The 20529-nt window shown below is 32.9% G+C and carries 14 protein-coding genes; 4 read left to right on the top strand and 10 right to left on the bottom strand.

Features of this window, described 5'->3' with window-relative positions; translation table 11 throughout:
* Positions 1-239: 239 nt before the first annotated feature.
* From LQ622_RS14620 to LQ622_RS14585, 8 genes are all read right to left on the bottom strand, one after another.
* Positions 240-1370: a zinc-dependent alcohol dehydrogenase family protein gene (locus LQ622_RS14620; RefSeq protein ID WP_204257006.1), complete on the bottom strand. Its 1131-nt coding sequence runs from the start codon at positions 1368-1370 to the stop codon at positions 240-242.
* Positions 1371-1396: 26 nt separating this feature from the next.
* Complete coding sequence (ahlS, locus tag LQ622_RS14615) at positions 1397-2245, bottom strand: AhlS family quorum-quenching N-acyl homoserine lactonase (protein ID WP_239763396.1); 849 nt, start codon at positions 2243-2245, stop codon at positions 1397-1399.
* 419 nt (positions 2246-2664) lie between these two features.
* Complete coding sequence (gene phnE, locus LQ622_RS14610) at positions 2665-3474, bottom strand: phosphonate ABC transporter, permease protein PhnE (RefSeq protein WP_037590241.1); 810 nt, start codon at positions 3472-3474, stop codon at positions 2665-2667.
* On the bottom strand, positions 3471-4268 hold the full coding sequence (gene phnE, locus LQ622_RS14605) for a phosphonate ABC transporter, permease protein PhnE (protein ID WP_025906908.1): 798 nt from the start codon (positions 4266-4268) through the stop codon (positions 3471-3473). The genes phnE (LQ622_RS14610) and phnE (LQ622_RS14605) overlap by 4 nt, the downstream gene beginning before the upstream one ends.
* Entirely contained in the window at positions 4269-5042 is a 774-nt protein-coding gene (gene phnC, locus LQ622_RS14600; RefSeq protein ID WP_025906907.1) for a phosphonate ABC transporter ATP-binding protein, read from the bottom strand. It lies immediately after the preceding gene.
* 69 nt (positions 5043-5111) lie between these two features.
* Positions 5112-6068, bottom strand: coding sequence for a phosphate/phosphite/phosphonate ABC transporter substrate-binding protein (locus LQ622_RS14595; RefSeq protein WP_025906906.1), 957 nt, complete (start codon positions 6066-6068; stop codon positions 5112-5114).
* 265 nt (positions 6069-6333) lie between these two features.
* Entirely contained in the window at positions 6334-7872 is a 1539-nt protein-coding gene (locus LQ622_RS14590; protein ID WP_239763397.1) for a bifunctional metallophosphatase/5'-nucleotidase, read from the bottom strand.
* A 431-nt stretch (positions 7873-8303) separates the two neighbouring features.
* Entirely contained in the window at positions 8304-8939 is a 636-nt protein-coding gene (locus LQ622_RS14585) for an FMN-dependent NADH-azoreductase (RefSeq protein WP_025906904.1), read from the bottom strand.
* Between the two features lie 172 nt (positions 8940-9111).
* On the opposite strand from LQ622_RS14585, the gene LQ622_RS14580 reads away from it, so the two are divergent.
* Positions 9112-9702, top strand: coding sequence for a histidine phosphatase family protein (locus tag LQ622_RS14580; RefSeq protein WP_239775452.1), 591 nt, complete (start codon positions 9112-9114; stop codon positions 9700-9702).
* A gap of 42 nt (positions 9703-9744) precedes the next feature.
* Here LQ622_RS14580 and LQ622_RS14575 read toward each other — a convergent pair whose 3' ends face one another.
* Positions 9745-10446 carry a GntR family transcriptional regulator gene (locus tag LQ622_RS14575; RefSeq protein ID WP_025906902.1) on the bottom strand — a complete coding sequence of 234 codons (702 nt, stop codon included), beginning with the start codon at positions 10444-10446 and terminating at the stop codon, positions 9745-9747.
* A 143-nt stretch (positions 10447-10589) separates the two neighbouring features.
* Between LQ622_RS14575 and LQ622_RS14570 the strand changes: the two genes are divergently transcribed.
* Complete coding sequence (locus LQ622_RS14570; protein WP_107576652.1) at positions 10590-12032, top strand: 6-phospho-beta-glucosidase; 1443 nt, start codon at positions 10590-10592, stop codon at positions 12030-12032.
* A 178-nt stretch (positions 12033-12210) separates the two neighbouring features.
* Here the strand turns inward: LQ622_RS14570 and LQ622_RS14565 are convergent, their stop codons facing one another.
* Entirely contained in the window at positions 12211-14253 is a 2043-nt protein-coding gene (locus LQ622_RS14565) for a helix-turn-helix transcriptional regulator (protein WP_239775450.1), read from the bottom strand.
* A 492-nt stretch (positions 14254-14745) separates the two neighbouring features.
* Between LQ622_RS14565 and LQ622_RS14560 the strand changes: the two genes are divergently transcribed.
* Together LQ622_RS14560 and LQ622_RS14555 are read left to right on the top strand one after the other, a co-directional pair.
* The gene (locus LQ622_RS14560; protein ID WP_239775448.1) at positions 14746-18348 is read left to right on the top strand and encodes a fibronectin-binding protein FnbA; all 3603 of its coding nucleotides are present in this window, start codon (positions 14746-14748) and stop codon (positions 18346-18348) included.
* Between the two features lie 375 nt (positions 18349-18723).
* Positions 18724-20529 (top strand): YSIRK-type signal peptide-containing protein (locus LQ622_RS14555; protein ID WP_239775446.1); only part of this gene is annotated, 1806 nt, incomplete at its 3' end.

Here is a 20529-nt window from a genome sequence, read left to right as displayed (position 1 = left end):
ATATAATAGCGACCCGAAAATGAGATTTCCAGGCCGATAAATAAAATTATCGACCCGAAAATGAGATTTCCAGGCCGATAAAATAAAATAGCGACCCGAAAATGGAGTTTGCAGGCCGATAAAATAAAATAGCGACCCGAAAATGAGATTTCCAGTCCGATAAATAAAAATAGCGACCCGAAAATGGAGTTTCTGGACCGATAAAAATAATTACCGGTCCATATTTTGTATCTCAGTCATCAATTATTCATTTTGACTACTAGTCTTGCGGCGTCTCCTTTTGCTAGTCGGTCGAATCCTTCATTAATTTCATCTAGAGGCAGCGTGTCTGTTAGTAATGAATCAATATCTAAGCGACCTTGTTTATAAAGTGCGATAAATCTAGGTATATCTCTCATTGGTACACAGCTACCTACATATGAACCTTTAATAGTTCTTTCTTCCGCCGCTAAAGTAACTTGTGGAAATGAAAATTCATGTTTAGGGTCTGGTAATCCGGTTGTAACTGTTGAACCTCCACGTTTAGTGATTTTGTATGCAACTTCCATTGCTGGCACGACACCGGCAGTTTCAAATGCATACTCAACGCCACCTTTTACATAAGCTTTAACTTGTTCAACAACATCATCGTCTCCTGAATTAAAAGTTGCAGTTGCACCGAGTTTTTTAGCTAATTCAAATTTGCCTGGATTAATATCTAATGCAATGATTTCTCCTGCTCCAGCTAATTTAGCGCCTAAAATTGCATTCAAACCGATACCGCCTAATCCAACAACTGCGACTGAGCTGCCTGGTTTTACTTGTGCTGTATTAATAACTGCACCTATACCTGTAATAACAGCACATCCAAATATGGCTACTTTTTCAAAAGGAATGTCTTTATCAACTTTAACAATAGAGTGTTGTGAAACAACAGCATAATCTGCAAAGCCAGAAACGCCTAAGTGATGATGCATATTATCTTCATCATTATGTAGTCTTATGCCGCCATCAAGTAGTTCTCCTTGCTCATTAGAAGCAGCGCCATTCTCACATAGTGCAGGTCTACCTTCACTACATGGTAGACAATGACCACAGTTTGGAATAAATGTACAGACAACATGATCACCAACTTCAAAGTTTGTTACGTTGTCTCCAATTTCAATGATTTCTCCTGCAGCTTCATGTCCAAGTGCCATAGGAGTAGGGCGTGGTCTACTTCCATTAATAACAGATAAATCTGAATGACATAAACCTGCCGCTCCAATTTTAATGAGCACTTCATTTTGATTCGGTTTATTTAATTCAAGTGTTTCAATTTTTAACGGTTTACTTTCTGAATATGGACTAGGTAAACCCATTTCGTGCAATACTGCTGCTCGTGTCTTCATTAGCTTTCACTCCTATATGATTAACATTATTCGTAATATCCATCTGTTGATTTTCTAAAGCCTTCAAATTGATTGCCATCATGGCCGAACCAAATTTGTGCATTTTTCTCTTTAGCGAGTCTTTTAATCTTTTCAACAGATCTTGCCCAACCAATTGAATCATATAAAATACCAGGTGGCTTTAAAATGTCTCCCATACTTTCAGCTGTGTAAATAGCATCTGAAGCCAATATCAGTGTACCGAGTTCCTGAGTTTCTACTTCCAGTCCAATCATGCCCCATGCATGACCACTACCAAAATTCAGTACTTTAACTCCTTTAACAATTTCTAAATTATCTTCATAAGGTTTAATCGTTTTCCATGATAAATCATTTTTAATCCATGCATCAATATCCGCCCAAATATAAGCACCAGCTTTTTGGTTACGCGCATAAGTTTGCATCGTTCCATTAAGTTCATCATCATGCACAATTACAGTTGCGTTTGTAAAATATTCAAGACAACCTGCATGATCTAAATGAAGGTGAGAAGCTACGACATAATCAACTTCGCTTGGATCGACATTAATTTGTTCAAGTCTATTAGGTAAGTAGCAAGATTCATCAGCAGTATACGGGAATGCTTTTTGAGTTTGGTTAATCCATCTACCGTTTTCCCCCATAGAGTTAGGATTACAAGCTGTGTCGAACAAAATCTTTGCTTCAGGATGATCAATAAATACGGTGTAAATAGGGAATTCAAACATTTCATTAGGTGCATTAGGATTATCCAAAGTAGCTTGATTAGACCCAGCAATCATTAGATTCTTGTCCATTCTCATACGACCATTGTCGAGCACATAAAGCCTTATTCCTTGATTATTTACATTTACCATAAATCATCACCTCAATCTTTAGTGTATAATTACATTATAGTTGTAATAGTTTTCAAGAACAAACAAAAAGACAAATGTATTAGAGATTGAATAGGGTGATGAGGTTTGAATATGGACCGATAAAAAAATTTACCGGTCCAGAAAAGAGAAATATGGACCGATAAAATAAATTAGCGGTCCAGAAAAGAGAAATATGGACCGATAAAAATAATTATCGGTCCAGAAAAGAGAAATATGGACCGATAAAAAAATTTAGCGACCTGAAAACGGGATTTGCAGGCCGATAAAAATAATTATCGACCCGAAAACAGGATTACCAGGCCGATAAAAATAATTATCGACCCGAAAACAGGATTACCAGGCCGATAAATAAAAATAGCGACCCGGAAATCGAAATTTCCGTGGTCGCTTCATCTTTGTTAAACGAGTTTCTTCCTAATACTACCTGATATAAAATCAACTACTGCTACCATTATGACTAAACCTATTAATATTATGCCTACTCGATCCCAAGTTCGAGTTTGCAATGCAAATATTAATGGTGTACCGATACCGCCAGCTCCGATTAAACCGAGTATTGAAGCGGATCTTAAGTTTAACTCAAATCGATATAATACTAATGATATGTATGAAGGTAGTATTTGTGGTACTACTGCAAACATAAGTGTCTTAATCGAATTGGCGCCACTTGCTACGAGTGATTCTGTTGGGCTTAAATCTAGATTCTCTAGATCTTCAGCGAACAATTTACCCATCATACCTATAGAATGAATACCTAGTGCAAGTACACCTGAAAATGAACCTGGACCTACAGCTTTAATAAAGATAATAGCCATAACAATTTCAGGAAACACTCTTATAACACTCAAAATAAATTTACTAATACTAGAAACAGGTTTAAATTTAACCATGTTTTTAGCAGCAATAAATGCAAGTGGTATAAATAAAATGGCTGATAAAAATGTACTAATAACAGCAATTGCAAATGTTTCTAATAAACCTCTTAGAAGGTCCTCACCTTCAGGAATATATACATAATTCCAATCAGGATGAAATAATCCATCTACAATAGATTTCATAATTGTTCCTGACTGTGATTTGATTTCGAAAGCGGGTAATCCTACAAAAGCCCAAATTAATAATACGACAAGAATGATACTTGTAATCCATCGAGAAATAATGGATTTGCGTTGTCTTTCCGGCTTTAACTGATAATGAGTTTGTGTCATATTAATTTTTCCCTCACTTTCGTACTTACTAAGTCAATGATTACAACAATAACAAGTGTTACAAGAATGATTGTTAATGTCTTAGGATATTGGAAAAGACCTAATGTTTGATCATAATACAGACCAATACCACCAGCACCTACTAAACCTAATACTGCTGCTGCTCTTATGTTAATTTCGAATGCGTATAATACATAAGACATATATGGTGCAATAGCTTGTGGGATTATCGCATATGTAATCCATTTTAATTTATTTGCACCAACTGCAGTCATAGCTTCTAAAGGACCATCATCAATACTTTCTAATGATTCATACATCAATTTACATATGATACTAATAGATAAAATGATGATTGCGAGTACCCCTGGAATTTGACCAATACCAAAAATTGCAACGAATACTGCTGCAAGTAATAAGTCAGGGATTGTTCTTACAATATTCAAGATAAATCTACAAGGATAAGTTATCCAACTTGAACGAATAACATTTCGTGCACAGAGTATTGAAATAGGAATTGAAAGTAGACCACCTATAAATGTCCCTACAACTGCCATTCGAATGGTATCTAGCATTGGTTTAGTGATACTAGAAATATAACTTAAATCTGGTGGAACCATACTTTTGAACAGTTCGACCATTTGTGGAATACCATACATTAAATCACCAATACTAAAGTTCGTAAACATGAAACTCCAAACGACTAATATAGCGACGATAATGATTGATAAAACAACTTTTAAAGAAGTCTTACGACGTAAGTAAGGTTCAAAGCGTTCTTGGTTAGAGTCCATTTACTGCACCCCTAACTTCTCGTCATTTTTAATATGGCGTCCATAAATTTCGGCAAATGTTTCATCCGTTGCTTCTGAAGCCGGACCATCATAAACTAATTCACCAGCACGTAGTCCAATAATTCTAGTACCGTATTCTTTTGCTAAATCTACGAAATGCAGGTTGATGATAATCGTGATACCTAATTCTTCGTTAATACGCTTTAAGTCATCCATAACTTGTTTCGTTGTAAGTGGGTCTAATGACGCGACAGGTTCGTCTGCAAGGATGATAGACGATTCCTGACATAAAGCACGTGCAATAGAAATACGTTGTTGTTGACCACCAGATAATTCATCAGAACGGTTATACGCTTTTTCTAGTATATTTACTCTATCTAATGACTCTAATGCTTTTATCTTATCTTCTTTCGGAAATAAACCGAGTACCATTTTCCAAGTAGGGTGGTATCCGACTCTACCACTCAACACGTTTCTAATAACAGATGATCGTTTTACTAAATTGAAATGTTGGAAAATCATACCTATATTGCGGCGCATCATCAGTAATTCTTTACCTGATGCTTTAGAGATGGATTTACCATCAATTAAAATATCGCCTTCAGTAATATCATGTAAACGATTGATTGAACGTAGTAGGGTAGATTTACCAGCACCTGATAAACCTACAATTACTGCAAAGTCACCTTTTTCAATATTTAAATTGATATCCTTCAGGCCTTGGTGACCATTTTTATATATTTTGCTCACGTTTTTAAATTCTATTTGACTCATATGTATCCCCCTTAAAAAATAAAAGCTCTGCTCATAATAGGAGCTGAGCTTTTATATTAAATCTCATCATTATTTTTCGTTATCGTTTACTTTTTTACCGTATTCACGTACGATATCGAATTCAGAGTCTTTGCTATCAACATAGCCTTCATGACTATAAACTTCACTTACAATTTTGTGACCTTCTTTAGTTTTTGCGATATCTTTAAAAGCTTTTTTAAGTTTATCTCTAAATTTGTCATCCATATCGCTTCTTACTGAAATTGTATCGTTTGGAATATCTTCAGTTAATTCTACGATTTCAGTATCTTTGAAGACGTTTGGTTGGTCTTTCTTAACAATGTTACGAGCATCTTGGAATGTTACTGCTACATCAACGTCACCATTTAATAATGCAATAATAGCTTGGTCATGTCCTTTAACATTTGTAATTTTCATGTCGTTAATTGGATTGATGCCTTCTTTTAATAATTCAGCTACTGGATAAGTGTATCCTGCAGTTGATGTAACATCTTGTAAGGCAATTTTTTTACCTTTCATGTCTTTTAAAGATTTAATGCCAGAATCTTTTTTAACAACAAATTGTGATTTATAACTTTTAACGAGTTTGTCATTATTAGATCCGTCTTTGTTAACGCCATAACGTTGTGCTTGTAGTAATACATCAGCAGCTTTTTGATCGTGTGCTAATGTGTAAGCAGTAGGTGGTAAGAAACCAACGTCTACTTTTTTAGATTTCATTGCTTCAACGATTGTGTTGTAATTTGTAGAAACTGAAACTTTTACTGGAATATCTAATTCTTTTGATAATAATTTTTCTAACGGTTTTGCTTTTGCTTCTAATGTGTCAGCATTTTGAGATGGAACGAATTGAATAGTAAGTTCTTTAGGTTTATAGCTGTCCCCTTTGCTATCCCCATCACTTGACGATTTTGAATCAATACTTGATTTCCCGTTGCCACATGCAGCTAGTAAAATCATTGCCCCCAACAAAAGTATGGTTACAAAACTAAAACTTTTTTTCATGTCCATTAATTAAACCTCCAAATATGTATTATCACTACAAATAAATAAAATCTCGATACAAATTTAATTATACCCTTCGATTATGTAAAATTACAATATGAATATGCATATATTTTCTATTTAATGCCATAATTTGTATGGACTCCATTTACATAAAAATATTACCACAAAATCTTATGCTTTTTTACATAAAAATAGAAAATTTTGTTAAATGATTGTAAGGATATTAAAGATTTGTCTGATGCATCATATTTCTATGGTTTAGTTAATATTTAATTTCAAAATTCATTACTTCTGGCACATCTTCTATACTGTGTTGTTCTAAGAAATCAATCAGCATTTCAGCGCCTTCAACTTGAATATCTTTGATGATTTTATCAGCACTATACATGTTAAAATCACCGCCACCAACTGCTCTATAATTATTAAGAACGATAGAATAATGTGTATCTAATTCTATAGGTTTGCCTTTAAATAAAACATTTTCTACACGATTGCCAATAGGTTTTTGAATATTGAATGTATATGAAATACCTGCGTACATATCATAGTTATAATGTTGTGGTTTAGGTTCAATGAAAGCATTATTCACAACGAGTTCACCTTGTTCAATATCGAAGTATGAAGCGGTTCTTTCTAAGGCTAGTAATAAATCTTTACCGGTAATATCTAATACATAGAAAGTATTAGGGAATGGGTAATTGTTAATAACGTCACGCATCGTAATAGTTTGTCCAAACCCAACACCACTATCAAATAAGGCTGAAGCGGATATGTCAGCTCCACTAAGCTTCATTTGCGCATAATTAATAAAGTTAATCAGTGGGTGTGGCTCTATTCTTGCTTTAAAATGATCGTCGACATACATCGTTTGAGATTGTTGTGAGATTTCAGTATCTAACCAGTCATTAATTTCTTTTTCTAAGTTTGTAAGATTTTGTGGAATTGAAATTTGTGGTTGATAGTCTTTAACAAATAATAATTCTGAATCTGCTGATAACACTTTATTTGTTTCTTCATCAATTTTCAATGTGATTTTACCGAGACAATCTCCTTTACCACCAGGTTGAATGACTGCTGTTTGATTAATGACTTCTGCAATTTCTCTATGTTGATGACCGGTTATCAATACATCAACACCTTCTAATTCTGTTAGTAAATCATAGCCTTCATTTTCACCAGTCAGTAATTCAGTTTCTTCACCAGTATGTAAATCACGCTCAAATCCTCCGTGATAGCACACGATAACAATATCTGCGTTACGTCTCACTTCTGGTATCAGTTCTTTCGCAGTTTCAACAGCAGATTGGAAACTTAATTCAGCTATTGTGTCGGGTTTCTCCCAATGTGGTATATATTGAGTCGTTAAACCGATAATACCGAAAGTTATTTTGTCTTTTTCTAAATAAATGACATCATTACCAGTGAAAGGTTGATGATCTTTAAAAATATTTGACGATAACACGGGGTAGTTTAAAGATTTAATCGCGTCATAAAGGTAAGGTAAGCCATAGTTAAATTCATGATTTCCAATAACACCGAAGTCAAAACCAATCTGGTTGTATAGATCCGTTAAAGGCTTGCTTGATTTTGTTTCCGAAGCCAAATATGAACATAGTGGTGAACCTTGTAGAAAATCACCATTGTCCATTACGATGACATGTTCATGAGTTTGTTTGATATCTTGAATCATTTGGTTAATTTTAAGTAACCCCTTAGGTAAGTCTTGATGAGCCTCTTGATAATCAGTAGGGAAGATATAGCCATGAATATCACTCACCGTTAAAATTACAATCTCTTTCATTATGAAAAAGCCTCCAATCATAAAATAATTCCTTGATAAATATAGTATAAACGAAACTTTTGAATAAAATGTAATATATTTTAGGATTAGAAGGAAATTTGCGGAGGATGTGTGCGGAATCTGGACCGTTATGAAAATTTACCGGTCCAGAAAATGGAAATATGTACCGATAAAAAAATTTACCGGTCCAGAAAAGAGAAATACGGACCGATAAAAATAATTACCGGTCCAGAAATGAGAAATACGGACCGATAAATAAAATTATCGACCCGAAAACGGGATTATCAGGCCGATAAAAAAATTTATCGACCCGAAAACGAGATTACCAGGCCGATAAATAAAATTATCGACCCGAAAATGAGATTATCAGGCCGATAAATGAAAACCTGAGTCATCACACGATGACTCAGGTTCAATATTACAATATTAAATTAGAATGTTTGTCCTAATGCTTTTGCACGTTCGATTGCGTCTGCTTTGATTTCTTCTGCTTTTTCTGGGTTAGCATTGTGGCCTTCAACAATTAAACCGTCAAAGTCAGTAATTCCGTAGAAGTTCATCATTTGCCCAATGTAACGGTGACCCATTTCTAAGTCAGCAGCTGGACCTTCACTATAGTATCCACCACGTGCTTGAATGTGTAATGCTTTTTTATCTGGTAATAAACCAACTGGACCTTCAGCTGTGTATTTGAATGTTTTGCCAGCTACTGATACTGAATCTAAGTATGCTTTCATAACTGGTGGGAATGAGAAGTTCCAGAATGGTGTAACGAATACATATTTGTCTGCATTAACAAATTGATCACTTAATTCGTTTAAGCGACGTACTTTACCTTGTTCGCCTTCTGAAAGTTCTTCAAATCCTTGTCCTGATTGTAATTTACCCCAACCAGCAAATACATCTGCATCAATTTGTGGAATGTATGAATTGTATAAATCGATATGAACGACTTCATCATTTGGGTTTGAAGCTTTATAACTTTCGATAAATGATTTAGCTGTTGCCATTGAAAAAGAAACAGTTTCATCATGTGGATGAGCTGTAATAAATAATACTTGTGACATAATAATATTTCTCCTCTGTGATAAAAATTAAACTAACTATAAATATTATACTTAAATTCTTTAGCAAAGCAATAGGAATGCTCATGAAAATAAATGTTATTTTACACTTAAGTTTTAATAATGGTAGGATAAATGTAATGAATGATATTTTGAATAAGAGGGATGATGGATTTTGAGTAAGAAATTATACTTAATGAGACACGGACAAACATTATTTAATGAGAAGAAAAAAATTCAAGGTGCATCTGATTCACCATTAACACAATTAGGTATTGAACAAGCGCGTATGGCAAAAAAGTATTTCGATGAATCGAATATAACATTTGAGTCGTTATACGCATCTACACAAGAACGCGCGAGTGATACGCTTGAAATTATATGTCCAGAAAGGACGTATGTAAGATTAAAAGGATTGAAAGAACGGAACTTCGGGCTTTATGAAGCTGAAAGTGAAACTTTAAATCCGCCACATAAGCCAGGTGAAACTTCATATGGAGACTTCTTTGTTGATTATGGCGGTAAGTCTAGTGAAGAACTGCAAAATAGAATGAATGAAACTTTAACAGATATCATGAATACAGATGAAGCCAATACAATTTTAGCAGTAAGCCATGGTGGAGCATTATATATGTTTTTACAACTATGGTTACCATTTGAAAAAGTTAAAGAAGTGAAATTCTCCAATTGTTGCATACTCGAATTTGAATTTGAAAACAATACATTTAAATTTATACAAGCCATTAATCCCACAGAAATAGCATGAAAAAACGGGACAGCCATCGTACATGATGACTGTCCCGTTCTATTATTTAATTGAAGGTATATAGAATCTAGAATTTTCATAATGGAATATGATTTTAGAGTAGTCGAAAGGAATACCTGTACTTGTGTAGAATATTTGTTCATATTCTAACGATGGATCACCTTCATTTAATTCCAAATGAGTCGCATCTTCTTTATTTAATTTACCAATATTGAAATATATATCAGTGAATCCTACTTTGACTTTTAAATTATTTTCAATGTAATGAAAGATAGAACCATTGGCAATTTCTTCATTCATGTATAAGACAACATTTTTACTAAAATAAGAAGTTTCAATACAGAATACTTCTCCATCAAGATATCTAACACGATCGACAAGATATACAGTATCGTTATCTTTTAACTTTAATTGTTGTTTTACTTCATCTTCAGGTTGAATCTCCGCGACTTTTAAGATTTTACTCGTTACATCGTGTCCTTTAAATTCATCTGAAAATCCATCAGCAGTAAATAAGTTAACAAATCCATCTCTTTTCGGATTTCTTACATAGATACCACTGCCTCTAGCTTGATAGATTAAACCTGTTTTTTCTAGATTTTTGAGAGCATTGATAATTGTGCTCTTGCTCACGTTAAATTCACTTCTTAAAACTTCAACACTCGGTAATTTATCCCCAGCTTCATAATGCCCATTATTGATAAGCGACTCAATACGTTCAGCAATAAGCTCGTACTTAAGCATATTAATCCCCACTTTATGATAGATATTACTCATATTATAGCACTTGTTAAATTAATAACACCAACTAAATATATACCTATCTTTACAAATTGTATCGGTATAATTATAATGTAAGTGTATACAAAATATCCGGAGGTAATCAAATGGCTAAATTAAACAAAGACTTTTTATGGGGTGGCGCTTTAGCTGCTAATCAATTTGAAGGTGGATATGATCAAGGCGGTAAAGGGTTAAGTGTTCATGATGTGATGACTGCTGGTGAACATGGTAAAGCACGTGAAATTACTGAAAAGGTTGAAGCTGACAAATACTATCCTAACCATGAAGGTATTGATTTTTATAATAGATATAAAGAAGATATTGGTTTGTTCAATGAAATGGGATTAAAATGTTTAAGAACATCTATCGCATGGACACGTATTTTTCCAAATGGTGATGAAACTGAGCCTAATGAAGAAGGTCTAAAGTTCTATGATAATGTTATTGACGAGCTTTTAAAATATAATATTGAACCTGTATTAACGTTATCTCATTTTGAAATGCCATTACACTTAGCAAGAGAATATGGTGGTTTTAGAAATCGTAAAGTTGTAGACTTTTTCGTGCGTTTTGCTGAAACTGTCTTCAATCGTTATAAAGATAAAGTGAAATATTGGATGACATTTAACGAGATTAATAACCAAATGGATACAAGTAATCCTATTTTCTTATGGACGAATTCAGGTGTCACTTTAACAGAAGAAGATGATGCTGAAGAAGTACTATATCAAGTTGCGCATAACGAATTAATCGCAAGTGCACTTGCTGTATCAAAAGGTAAAGAAATTAATCCAAACTTTGTTATTGGGAACATGATTTCTCACGTACCTATTTATCCATATTCATGTAACCCTAAAGATATTTTAGAAGCGGAAATTGCAAGTCGTTTGAGATATTTCTTCCCAGATGTTCAAGTAAGAGGATATTACCCAGGTTATGCATTAAAAATGTTTGAGAAAAAAGGTTACGATATTAAGTGGCAAGAAGGCGACGATGAAATCTTAAAAAATGGTACGGTAGATTATATCGGTTTCAGTTATTATATGTCTACAGTCGTTAAACATGATGCAGAACAAAGTGTTGATGGTAATGTTGTGAATGGTGGATTACCAAATTCAGTAGAGAATCCATACATTAAAGTCAGTCAGTGGGGTTGGGCAATAGATCCAGTTGGTTTAAGATATACTTTAAATGCGTTGTACAATCGCTATCAGTTACCATTATTTATCGTTGAAAATGGCTTCGGTACAACAGATGAATTTAAAGAAGACGGTACAATAGATGACCAAGAAAGAATCGATTACTTGAGAGAACATATTCAAGCGTCTATAGAAGCGGTTGATGAAGACGGTGTTGAACTAATGGGTTACACACCTTGGGGCATAATTGATATCGTATCATTTACAACTGGTGAAATGAAAAAACGATATGGCTTAATTCACGTAGATCGTGATAATGCAGGAAAAGGAACATTAAAACGTACTAAAAAGAACTCATTCTATTGGTATAAAAATGTCATCGATACAAACGGTGAAGAACTTAAATAATACAACTAATTAAACAATTTGTAAGATTAGGAATGATTCCTAACCTAAAGAAAATAACATCTCATTTTAATGATTTAATCGTTAAAAATGAGATGTTATTTTGTTTTTGTTAATGTATTAAAAAATTATTCCTTTTCATTAAGTAAAGGGGGATTATTTAATTCCTCTAATAGAAATATTAATGATATATAGTAATCATCATTACCGATTTTGGTGGAACATTTGCTATAAATGGTCCCAATTTAAAGTTGTGTTTACCTACTTTAAATAGTGGAGCATTGTACTGACTAATTTTATATTTTAAAGTATTTGGAAGGGAATTTCTTTCTGTGAGGTTGGAACTTATTATACCATCTATACTGCCAAATTTAGTATTTAATAATTCGCTAGTAATAATCATATTTGATGAGTTAATATGAACAAAATCAATAAAGTATTTTTTAGTGAATTCTCTTATATTGTTAGTGTCTGAGTCATCGCTATTGTATAAAAGTATATTGTAACCGTACATGTTTTTAGTTATTAAATATCCGTCTCCATAATAACAATTAGCTTTTGAAAAATTATATAACATCAAACCAAGAAAGAAAAATGGTGTTTTGTTTTCTGTTTCATCAAAAATAGATATTAGATTCATACTACTTTTTTCTTTTGAAAAAGGAATGCTTGCCCCAGCAATATATTTAACAATTGAAATTGAGTTTTCTAAAAAATATCCTATATTATATATGGAGAGTTCATTATATAAATTATCATAATTTAATATAATTACATTTTTATTCGCATTAATTTTAGAAATATATTTTGGTAAAGACTTATTCAGAATATTGTAAGTATCATTTTGTTTTTTTGTTCTTTTACCATCATAAAATAAAAAATCAATTGTAAAATAATCTGGAGACAATTGAAGCAACCTTGAATCTACCTCCAAATTTTTAATGTAGTATTCCGTAATATCAATTGAAATTTGAATACTTTTACCGTATGAATCTCTTTTAATATGTTTAATATCATCAATAGAAAAATATTTTAAATCTAATAATAATAAAATTTTTCTATCGCTAAATGAGAAGGTACCCAAATGTTCATCTTCTAGTATTTGTAATTCTTTTATCACTTTCAAAATGAAATAAAAGTACTTTAAACTATTAATTTTTAAAGCGACAGAAAATTTCGTTTTTAATAATTTTCTAAGTCTTAATACTATATTGTGGAAATCATTGTTAATAAAATTTTTTATATTTTCACTTATATATATGTATGAAGGAAGTCGATAATTGTTAAAATTTTTATAAGTAAAGATTGCTTCATTGATAATTAGGTCTAAATTCTTGTATTCCCCAATATCTATCAAATTAAAAAATGAAAATGCAGGTTGAGTAATATTTTTGTCATTAATTAATATATCAACATTACTTAAATGTTTTTGTAAATCAAAGTTTACTTTAGATAATGTAGCTAAATCTTCTTTAATACCTTCTATATTTAATTTCTTATTTTCAATAGGCATATGTCTGTACTTTTTTGGTGTAATACCAAATTCTTCTTTAAAATGTTTTATGTAAACAGTTGTATTTGCATACCCCCATTTTCTTGCAATGCTTTCGATTTTTACTTTTCCGTTTCCAATATCTTTCATAGATTTTGAAAGTCTGAGTGATCTAGTGTATTCATAATAATTTAAATTAGTGTTGCTCTTAAATAATGTAGAAACACTAGTTGTAGACATATAAAATTGTTGAGATAAATCTTTAAGCGTAATTTTATCAGCTAAATGGTTAGAAATGTAATTAGTGATATTTGAAAAAGTGTCGTTAGTATTAGAATTAATATTTCTTCTATATTTTGTAATGGAATTTATAATTTTTTTAATTAGTCTAGTAGTTTCAGTTTTATGGAAATTTCTACTTAGATAGCTTTTGAATAGAATTGATAAATCGTACATCAATTCTTCGCGTTCTAATAAAGAATACTTTTGGTTAAATATATTTATATTATATTCTTTAAAAATTGAGCTAGGTAAATATAACAACAAAACATCATTAGTATTAATATAATACAATTCTGATTCATTTATAATATATAAATTTTTGCGATTATAACTATTTCCCTCAATATAGATTTCTACATTTCCCTTCAAAGATATTACTAAGATTAAACCATCATAAGCACGACTTGGGTATTTCATAGGATTATCTAAATAATAGAATTTTGGAATCATTCAGAATCCCTCCTCTTTTAAATCAGATAAAAACGGTAAGGATAAAATATTTTTAAATGATTATATCATAATTATAATGAATATTTAATGATATAGAATTTACAGGAATAAAAACATAAGTAAATAAAAACTTAATATAAATAATTTGTTGATAATCATTTTACAAGTTAATAGGATATTTTTATGTATATAAGATATTTTTAGCCTATAAAAATATACATTTTTTTAGAAAAGTAATTTTTAGACGATTATTTTATTACTATGTTATACATTCAACGTCTATAAAAGCATTAAATATATTAGTAGAAGTGCATCTATAGAACATATATTGCATATTCACTTTTCAATAACTTTAGTAAGTTAGTATATTTGTTTATTTATGAATTCATTCGAAAAAGCAATTTGAAAATAAGGAGGTAGAATAAAATCACTATTGTATAACACGGGAAAGTTAGAAGGTTAATTTGTATAAAATAAGAAAGGGTTTGACTTATGAATAATAAGCAATATGTAAAAAGGAAACAAGTTTTTGGAATTAGAAAATTATCTTTTGGAACTGGATCAGCTTTATTAACTACACTTTTATTCTTCGGTGTGAGCAATTCTGTTTATGCAGCAGAAAATGGAAATGATATAAGCAGTGAAATTAATGAGTCTCTATCAGAAGAAACAAATAAGGTTGTAACGGAACCGAAAAATTCAGGAGCAAGTGAAGTAGCAGAGCCAGAAAGAGCAGAAGTTACAGAACCAGAAACAAGTGAAGTAGCAGAGCCAGAAAGAGCAGAAGTTACAGAACCAGAAGCAAGTGAAGCAATTGAGCCAGAAAGAGCAGAGGTTACAGGACCAGAAGCAAGTGAAGCAACAAAGCCAGAAAGAGCAGAGGCTACAGAACCAGAAACGAGTGAAACAGCAGAGTCAGAAAGAGCAGAGGTAACTGAATCAGAAACAAGTGAAGCAACAGAGCCAGAAAGAGCAGAAGTTACGGAAACAGGAGCAAGTGAAGTAGCAGAGTCAACTGAAGCAGAAGGTAAGGATGTAGCAGAACCAGTATTAAGAGTGGCAGCAGAACCAGTTAGTTATATTAGTAATTATAGTGCGACAGATAATTATGTATTATCAGATAATATAAAGGTAATTGGAGGAGGGGGAGTCAATGTAACTCCAGGTGTTGCTAGAGTACAGAAAAACGGGAGAGTTATATATGACTATATAGTTTCCTTAAATCCAGTTCAATCAAGTGACCATATTCAAACTGCTAGTACATTTAATATTACAATTCCAAAGTTTGCTGAAAATGTAAAATTCACTTTGATTGGTACAAGGGAGAAAGAAAGTTATAAACCACATAATGTTGATTTAGAATTAGGAATAATGAGCTTCGATGAATATGATGAGAATCAAGAGAGATATAATAATATTCCAACGTATGAAGAATACTTAGAATTTAAAGAAAGTGGTAATATCCCTCTTTCAGTTGTTGAGAAAAAAATAGAAAAAGAAGATGGTGAAGATACGTATTATTATACAGGTGGTTCAACATTTAATGATTTAGTTCGTCAATTTAGTGTTAATACGATTGTTTTTGGCCCAGTTGGTATCAAAGTTGAATTTGATATTTCAAAAGAACAATTTGAAAAAACAAAATATTTACCTTTAGATGCAAGGCTAGCGTGGAGAGGAAAATTTGAACCAGCTATTCTCTTAAGCTATGAGAATGGTGCTCAATCTATGGATGATTATAGGCCGAATACAATTGGTAATTCAAGGAACTATGGTGAAGGATCTTCATACCAGTTTATAGAACATCCAGAATTAATAAGACCAGGAGATTTTGATGAACACGGCTTGTATACTCAACCTGGTATTGCAGTAACGCGTAATACTGGAAGTTGGGATACGATTGGTCCAGATATATCAACAGGAATATTTGATTATGTAAAAATATTTAATTTACGTGCAAATCCTGCTGTTACTTATTATGCTCCTGTAAATGAAGATCACGCGGATATTGGAGTTGTATCGGAGGTTATATTACCTGACGAAGATATTATCGATTCAGATGGCAACTCTGATACAGACAGTGATTCAAACTCAGATAACAACTCTGATTCAGATAGCAATTCAAGTGAAGATAGCAATTCAAACACTGACAGCGATTCAAACTCAGATAGCAATTCAGATTCAGACAGCGATTCAAGCTCAGATAGTGATTCTGATACAGAAAGCAACTCAGACTCTGACATGAACTCAAATTCAGACAGCAATTCAAACACTGATAGCAATTCAGATTCAGACAGCGATTCAAGCTCAGATAGTGATTCTGATACAGATAGCAACTCAGACTCTGACATGAACTCAAATTCAGACAGCGATTCAAACTCAGACAGCAACTCTGATACAGACAGCGATTCAAATTCAGATAACAACTCTGATTCAGATAGCAATTCAAGTTCAGACAGTAACTCTGATACAGACAACGACTCAAACTCAGATAGCAACTCAAATTCAGATAACAACTCAGATTCAGATAACAACTCAGATTCAGATAGCAATTCAAACTCTGATATGAATTCAGATTCAGATAGCAGTTCAGACTTAGACAGCAACTCAGACTCTGATATGAATTCAAATTCAGATAGTGACTCAAACTCAGATAGTGACTCAAACGCAGATAGCAACTCAGACTCAGTTAGTGACTCAGACTCTGACATGAATTCAAATTCAGATAGCGACTCTGATACAGAAAGCGATTCAAACTCAGACAGCGACTCTGATACAGAAAGCGATTCAAATTCAGATAGCGATTCAAATTCAGATAGCGACTCAAACTCTGACAGCGATTCAAGCTCAGATAGTGACTCAAACTCAGATAGCAACTCATCTTCAGATAGCGACTCAGACTCTGATATGAGTTCAAATTCAGACAGTGACTCAAACTCTGACAACAATTCAGACTCAGACAGCGATTCAAATTCAGATAGCAATTCAAATTCAGATAGCGACTCAGACTCTGATATGAATTCAAATTCTGATAATGATTCAAACTCAGATAGCAATTCAGATTCAGATAGTGACTCAGACTCTGATATGAATTCAAATTCAGACAGCGACTCAAATTCAGACAGCGATTCAAGCTCTGATAGTGATTCTGATACAGATAGCAACTCAGACATGAACTCAAATTCAGACAGCGATTCAAACTCAGATAGCAATTCAAGCTCTGACAGCAATTCAAACTCAGATATTGACTCAAACTCTGACAGCGATTCAAGCTCAGATAGTGACTCTAACTCAGATAGCAACTCAGACTCAGTTAGTGACTCAAACTCTGATATGAATTCAAATTCAGATAGTGATTCAGACTCAGATAGTGATTCAAACTCAGATAGTGATTCAAACTCTGATATGAATTCAAATTCAGATAGTGACTCAAACTCAGATAGCAACTCTGATTCAGATAGCAACTCAGACTCAGTTAGCGACTCAAACACTGACAGCAATTCAGACTCAGACAGCGATTCAAATTCAAATAGCAACTCATCTTCAGACAGCAATTCAAACACAGATAGCAATTCAGATTCAGACAGCGATTCAAGCTCTGATAGTGATTCTGATACAGATAGCAACTCAGACTCAGATAGTAGTTCAAATTCAGATAGCGATTCAAACTCAGATAGTGACTCAAACACTGATAGCGATTCAAACTCAGATAGTGACTCAAACACTGATAGCGATTCAAATTCAGATAGTGACTCAAACTCTGACATGAATTCAAATTCTGACACTGATTCTAATTCAGATAGCGATTCAGACTCTGATATGAATTCAAATTCAGACAGTAACTCTGATACAGACAACGACTCAAACTCATACAGTGATTCAGATATGGGTATGGATTCAAATGATTCAAGCACTAATAGTGGATCAGGTGTTGCTAAAGCTGCAGCTATAAATGATTCTAATAAGTTAGATAAAGAAAATGATTTACCAAGTACAGGAGAGCAAACTCTAACTAATACAACATTAATAGGTGGTTTATTCGCTGGTATTGGTTCATTATTCTTATTTGGTCGCCGTAGAAATGAAGATAAGTAAATAAAATATTTAAGATATTTGCTAAAACGTACTAAGAAGAATTCATTCTATTGGTATAAAAATGTCATCGATACAAACGGTGAAGAACTTAAATAATATAATCAAGATCTTGTCATTTTTAATGACAGGGTCTTTTTTTATGCAAGTAAATTGGTATTTGAAATTTGTCGGAAAAATAATTACCTATATTAATAATAAAATAAATTTTAGATATTCTTAAAATTAAAACGTTGTATTATACAAAATATAAATACAAATAATAACTTTTCAAAATAAATGTTGTACAATTTAAAGCGCGCTAGTATAATTTTACATGATAAGTGCTTGATGTTCGAAATACTTATCGAATATCCAAAAAATTCTGGAGGTATATAAATGGAACAAAAGAAAAGAAAAAGAGTTAAAAAATTAGATTTTTTACCTAATAGATTAAATCATTATTCTATTAGAAAATTCACGATTGGTACGGCTTCAATCTTAGTTGGTTCAGCTTTACTTTTCGGTATAGGTAGTGAAGCTAAAGCGGATGAACAATCTAGTCATTCAACTGTTCAAGATGAAGGTGTGAATAAGGATAAAGCAAACATAGATGATTCTGTTCAAGAATCTGCCTCAACAGAAGAAGTGAGCACAGAAGAGAAAGCGTCAGAAACTGAGTCAACAGAAGAAGTGAGCACAGAAGAAAAAGCGTCAGAAACTGAGTCAACAGAAGAAGTAAGCACAGAAGAAAAAGCACCAGAAGCTGAGTCAACAGAAGAAGCGAGCACAGAAGAAAAAGCACCAGAAGCTGAGTCAACAGAAGAAGCAAGCACAGAAGAGAAAGCACCAGAAGCTGAGTCAACAGAAGAAGCAAGCACAGAAGAGAAAGCACCAGAAGCTGAGTCAACAGAAGAAGCAAGTACAGAAGAGAAAGCACCAGAAGCTGAGTCAACAGAAGAAGCAAGTACAGAAGAGAAAGCACCAGAAACTGAGTCAACAGAAGAAAAAGCATCAGAAGCTGAAAAAACAGAAGAAGTAAGTACAGAAGAGAAAGCACCGGAAGCTGAAAAAACAGAAGAAGCAAGTACAGAAGAGAAAGCACCAGAAACTGAGGCAACATCAAAAACTACAAACAAAGTAGCACCAGAAAAAGCTCAGTCAGCTAAATCAACTTTAGAATCTAATACCGCAAATAAAAACGACGATTATTCAATCTCACAAGTTCGTGATGAAGAAACAGCTGCTACATATTATAAAAAAGCTGCCAACGTTTCTGATAAACAAGCTCGTGAAGTAATCAGTAATTTAAATTTAGATACTAAAAATTTAAGTGAACAAGAATTACAATATGAATTGATCAAAGCGTTAGCAAACAAGCAGAAAAACAATAAACCATTAGCAACTGCATTAAGAGCGGCATCACCAAAAGATGAAGAATCTTTAAATATTGCTTCAAATGAATTAATCAATACATTAGCAGTAACAGATAAATCAAAAGTAATCGAAGCAGATGCGATTAAGAATGGATATATCAAATCACAAACTGACGCAACTAACGCTGTAAATACTTTGTCAGGAAGAGCCTGGATTGTTGATAAAGGAACGCCTGCAACAATGTCTAATGGACTTACAGCAGTTCCTGAAGGTACGAAAGTATACTTACAATGGATCGATAAAGATGGAGCTGTATCACCAACATATATGGCTACAACATCTAACAAATTAAGCTCTTCAGATGGTTCTCAAGTAGGTCCAGGTGCATATGCATTTGACTTAAGAGACGCTTGGACTGACGCAAATGGAAAAGAGCATAAATATAATTCTTCTGGTGGTCAATTATATCGTCTATGGATTGAAGATTTTGAAACAGAGAACGGTAATACTGCAACAATGATACGTCAAGCTGGTGGATTTTATCCTGGAAGATATACAAATTCAGTAAGTAATTCTAATTTAGGGCAATTCCCACTAATTGGCACTAACATGCAACGTACTGGTATATACATGGGAGTTAAACCTACTAATGATTATATGACTACAGATAAATCTAATTGGATTCATGATGAAGAAGGTCCGATTAGTAGTCCAGCAGTAGATACAAAAGCAAAAAATTCAGTTTCAGGACAAGTTTGGTTTGAAACAGGTGCTGGAGACTATGCTAACTCAGCTACAGGACCAAATAATAATAGTAAAGATCCAGAA

The sequence above is a fragment of the Mammaliicoccus sp. N-M50 genome (assembly GCF_022386995.1).
In the GTDB taxonomy this organism is placed as follows: Bacteria; Bacillota; Bacilli; order Staphylococcales; family Staphylococcaceae; genus Mammaliicoccus; species Mammaliicoccus sciuri_A.
This window is presented reverse-complemented; position numbering and strand designations above follow the sequence as displayed.

Bases quoted from the DNA above. Each gene is read 5' to 3' on its own strand.
- LQ622_RS14570 (WP_107576652.1), top strand. From the start codon at position 10,590: ATGGCTAAATTAAACAAAGACTTTTTATGGGGTGGCGCTTTAGCTGCT.
- phnC (WP_025906907.1), bottom strand. From the start codon at position 5,042: ATGAGTCAAATAGAATTTAAAAACGTGAGCAAAATATATAAAAATGGT.
- LQ622_RS14620 (WP_204257006.1), bottom strand. From the start codon at position 1,370: ATGAAGACACGAGCAGCAGTATTGCACGAAATGGGTTTACCTAGTCCA.
- LQ622_RS14565 (WP_239775450.1), bottom strand. From the start codon at position 14,253: ATGATTCCAAAATTCTATTATTTAGATAATCCTATGAAATACCCAAGT.
- LQ622_RS14595 (WP_025906906.1), bottom strand. From the start codon at position 6,068: ATGAAAAAAAGTTTTAGTTTTGTAACCATACTTTTGTTGGGGGCAATG.
- phnE (WP_037590241.1), bottom strand. From the start codon at position 3,474: ATGACACAAACTCATTATCAGTTAAAGCCGGAAAGACAACGCAAATCC.
- LQ622_RS14585 (WP_025906904.1), bottom strand. From the start codon at position 8,939: ATGTCACAAGTATTATTTATTACAGCTCATCCACATGATGAAACTGTT.
- LQ622_RS14590 (WP_239763397.1), bottom strand. From the start codon at position 7,872: ATGAAAGAGATTGTAATTTTAACGGTGAGTGATATTCATGGCTATATC.
- LQ622_RS14560 (WP_239775448.1), top strand. From the start codon at position 14,746: ATGAATAATAAGCAATATGTAAAAAGGAAACAAGTTTTTGGAATTAGA.
- ahlS (WP_239763396.1), bottom strand. From the start codon at position 2,245: ATGGTAAATGTAAATAATCAAGGAATAAGGCTTTATGTGCTCGACAAT.
- LQ622_RS14575 (WP_025906902.1), bottom strand. From the start codon at position 10,446: ATGCTTAAGTACGAGCTTATTGCTGAACGTATTGAGTCGCTTATCAAT.
- phnE (WP_025906908.1), bottom strand. From the start codon at position 4,268: ATGGACTCTAACCAAGAACGCTTTGAACCTTACTTACGTCGTAAGACT.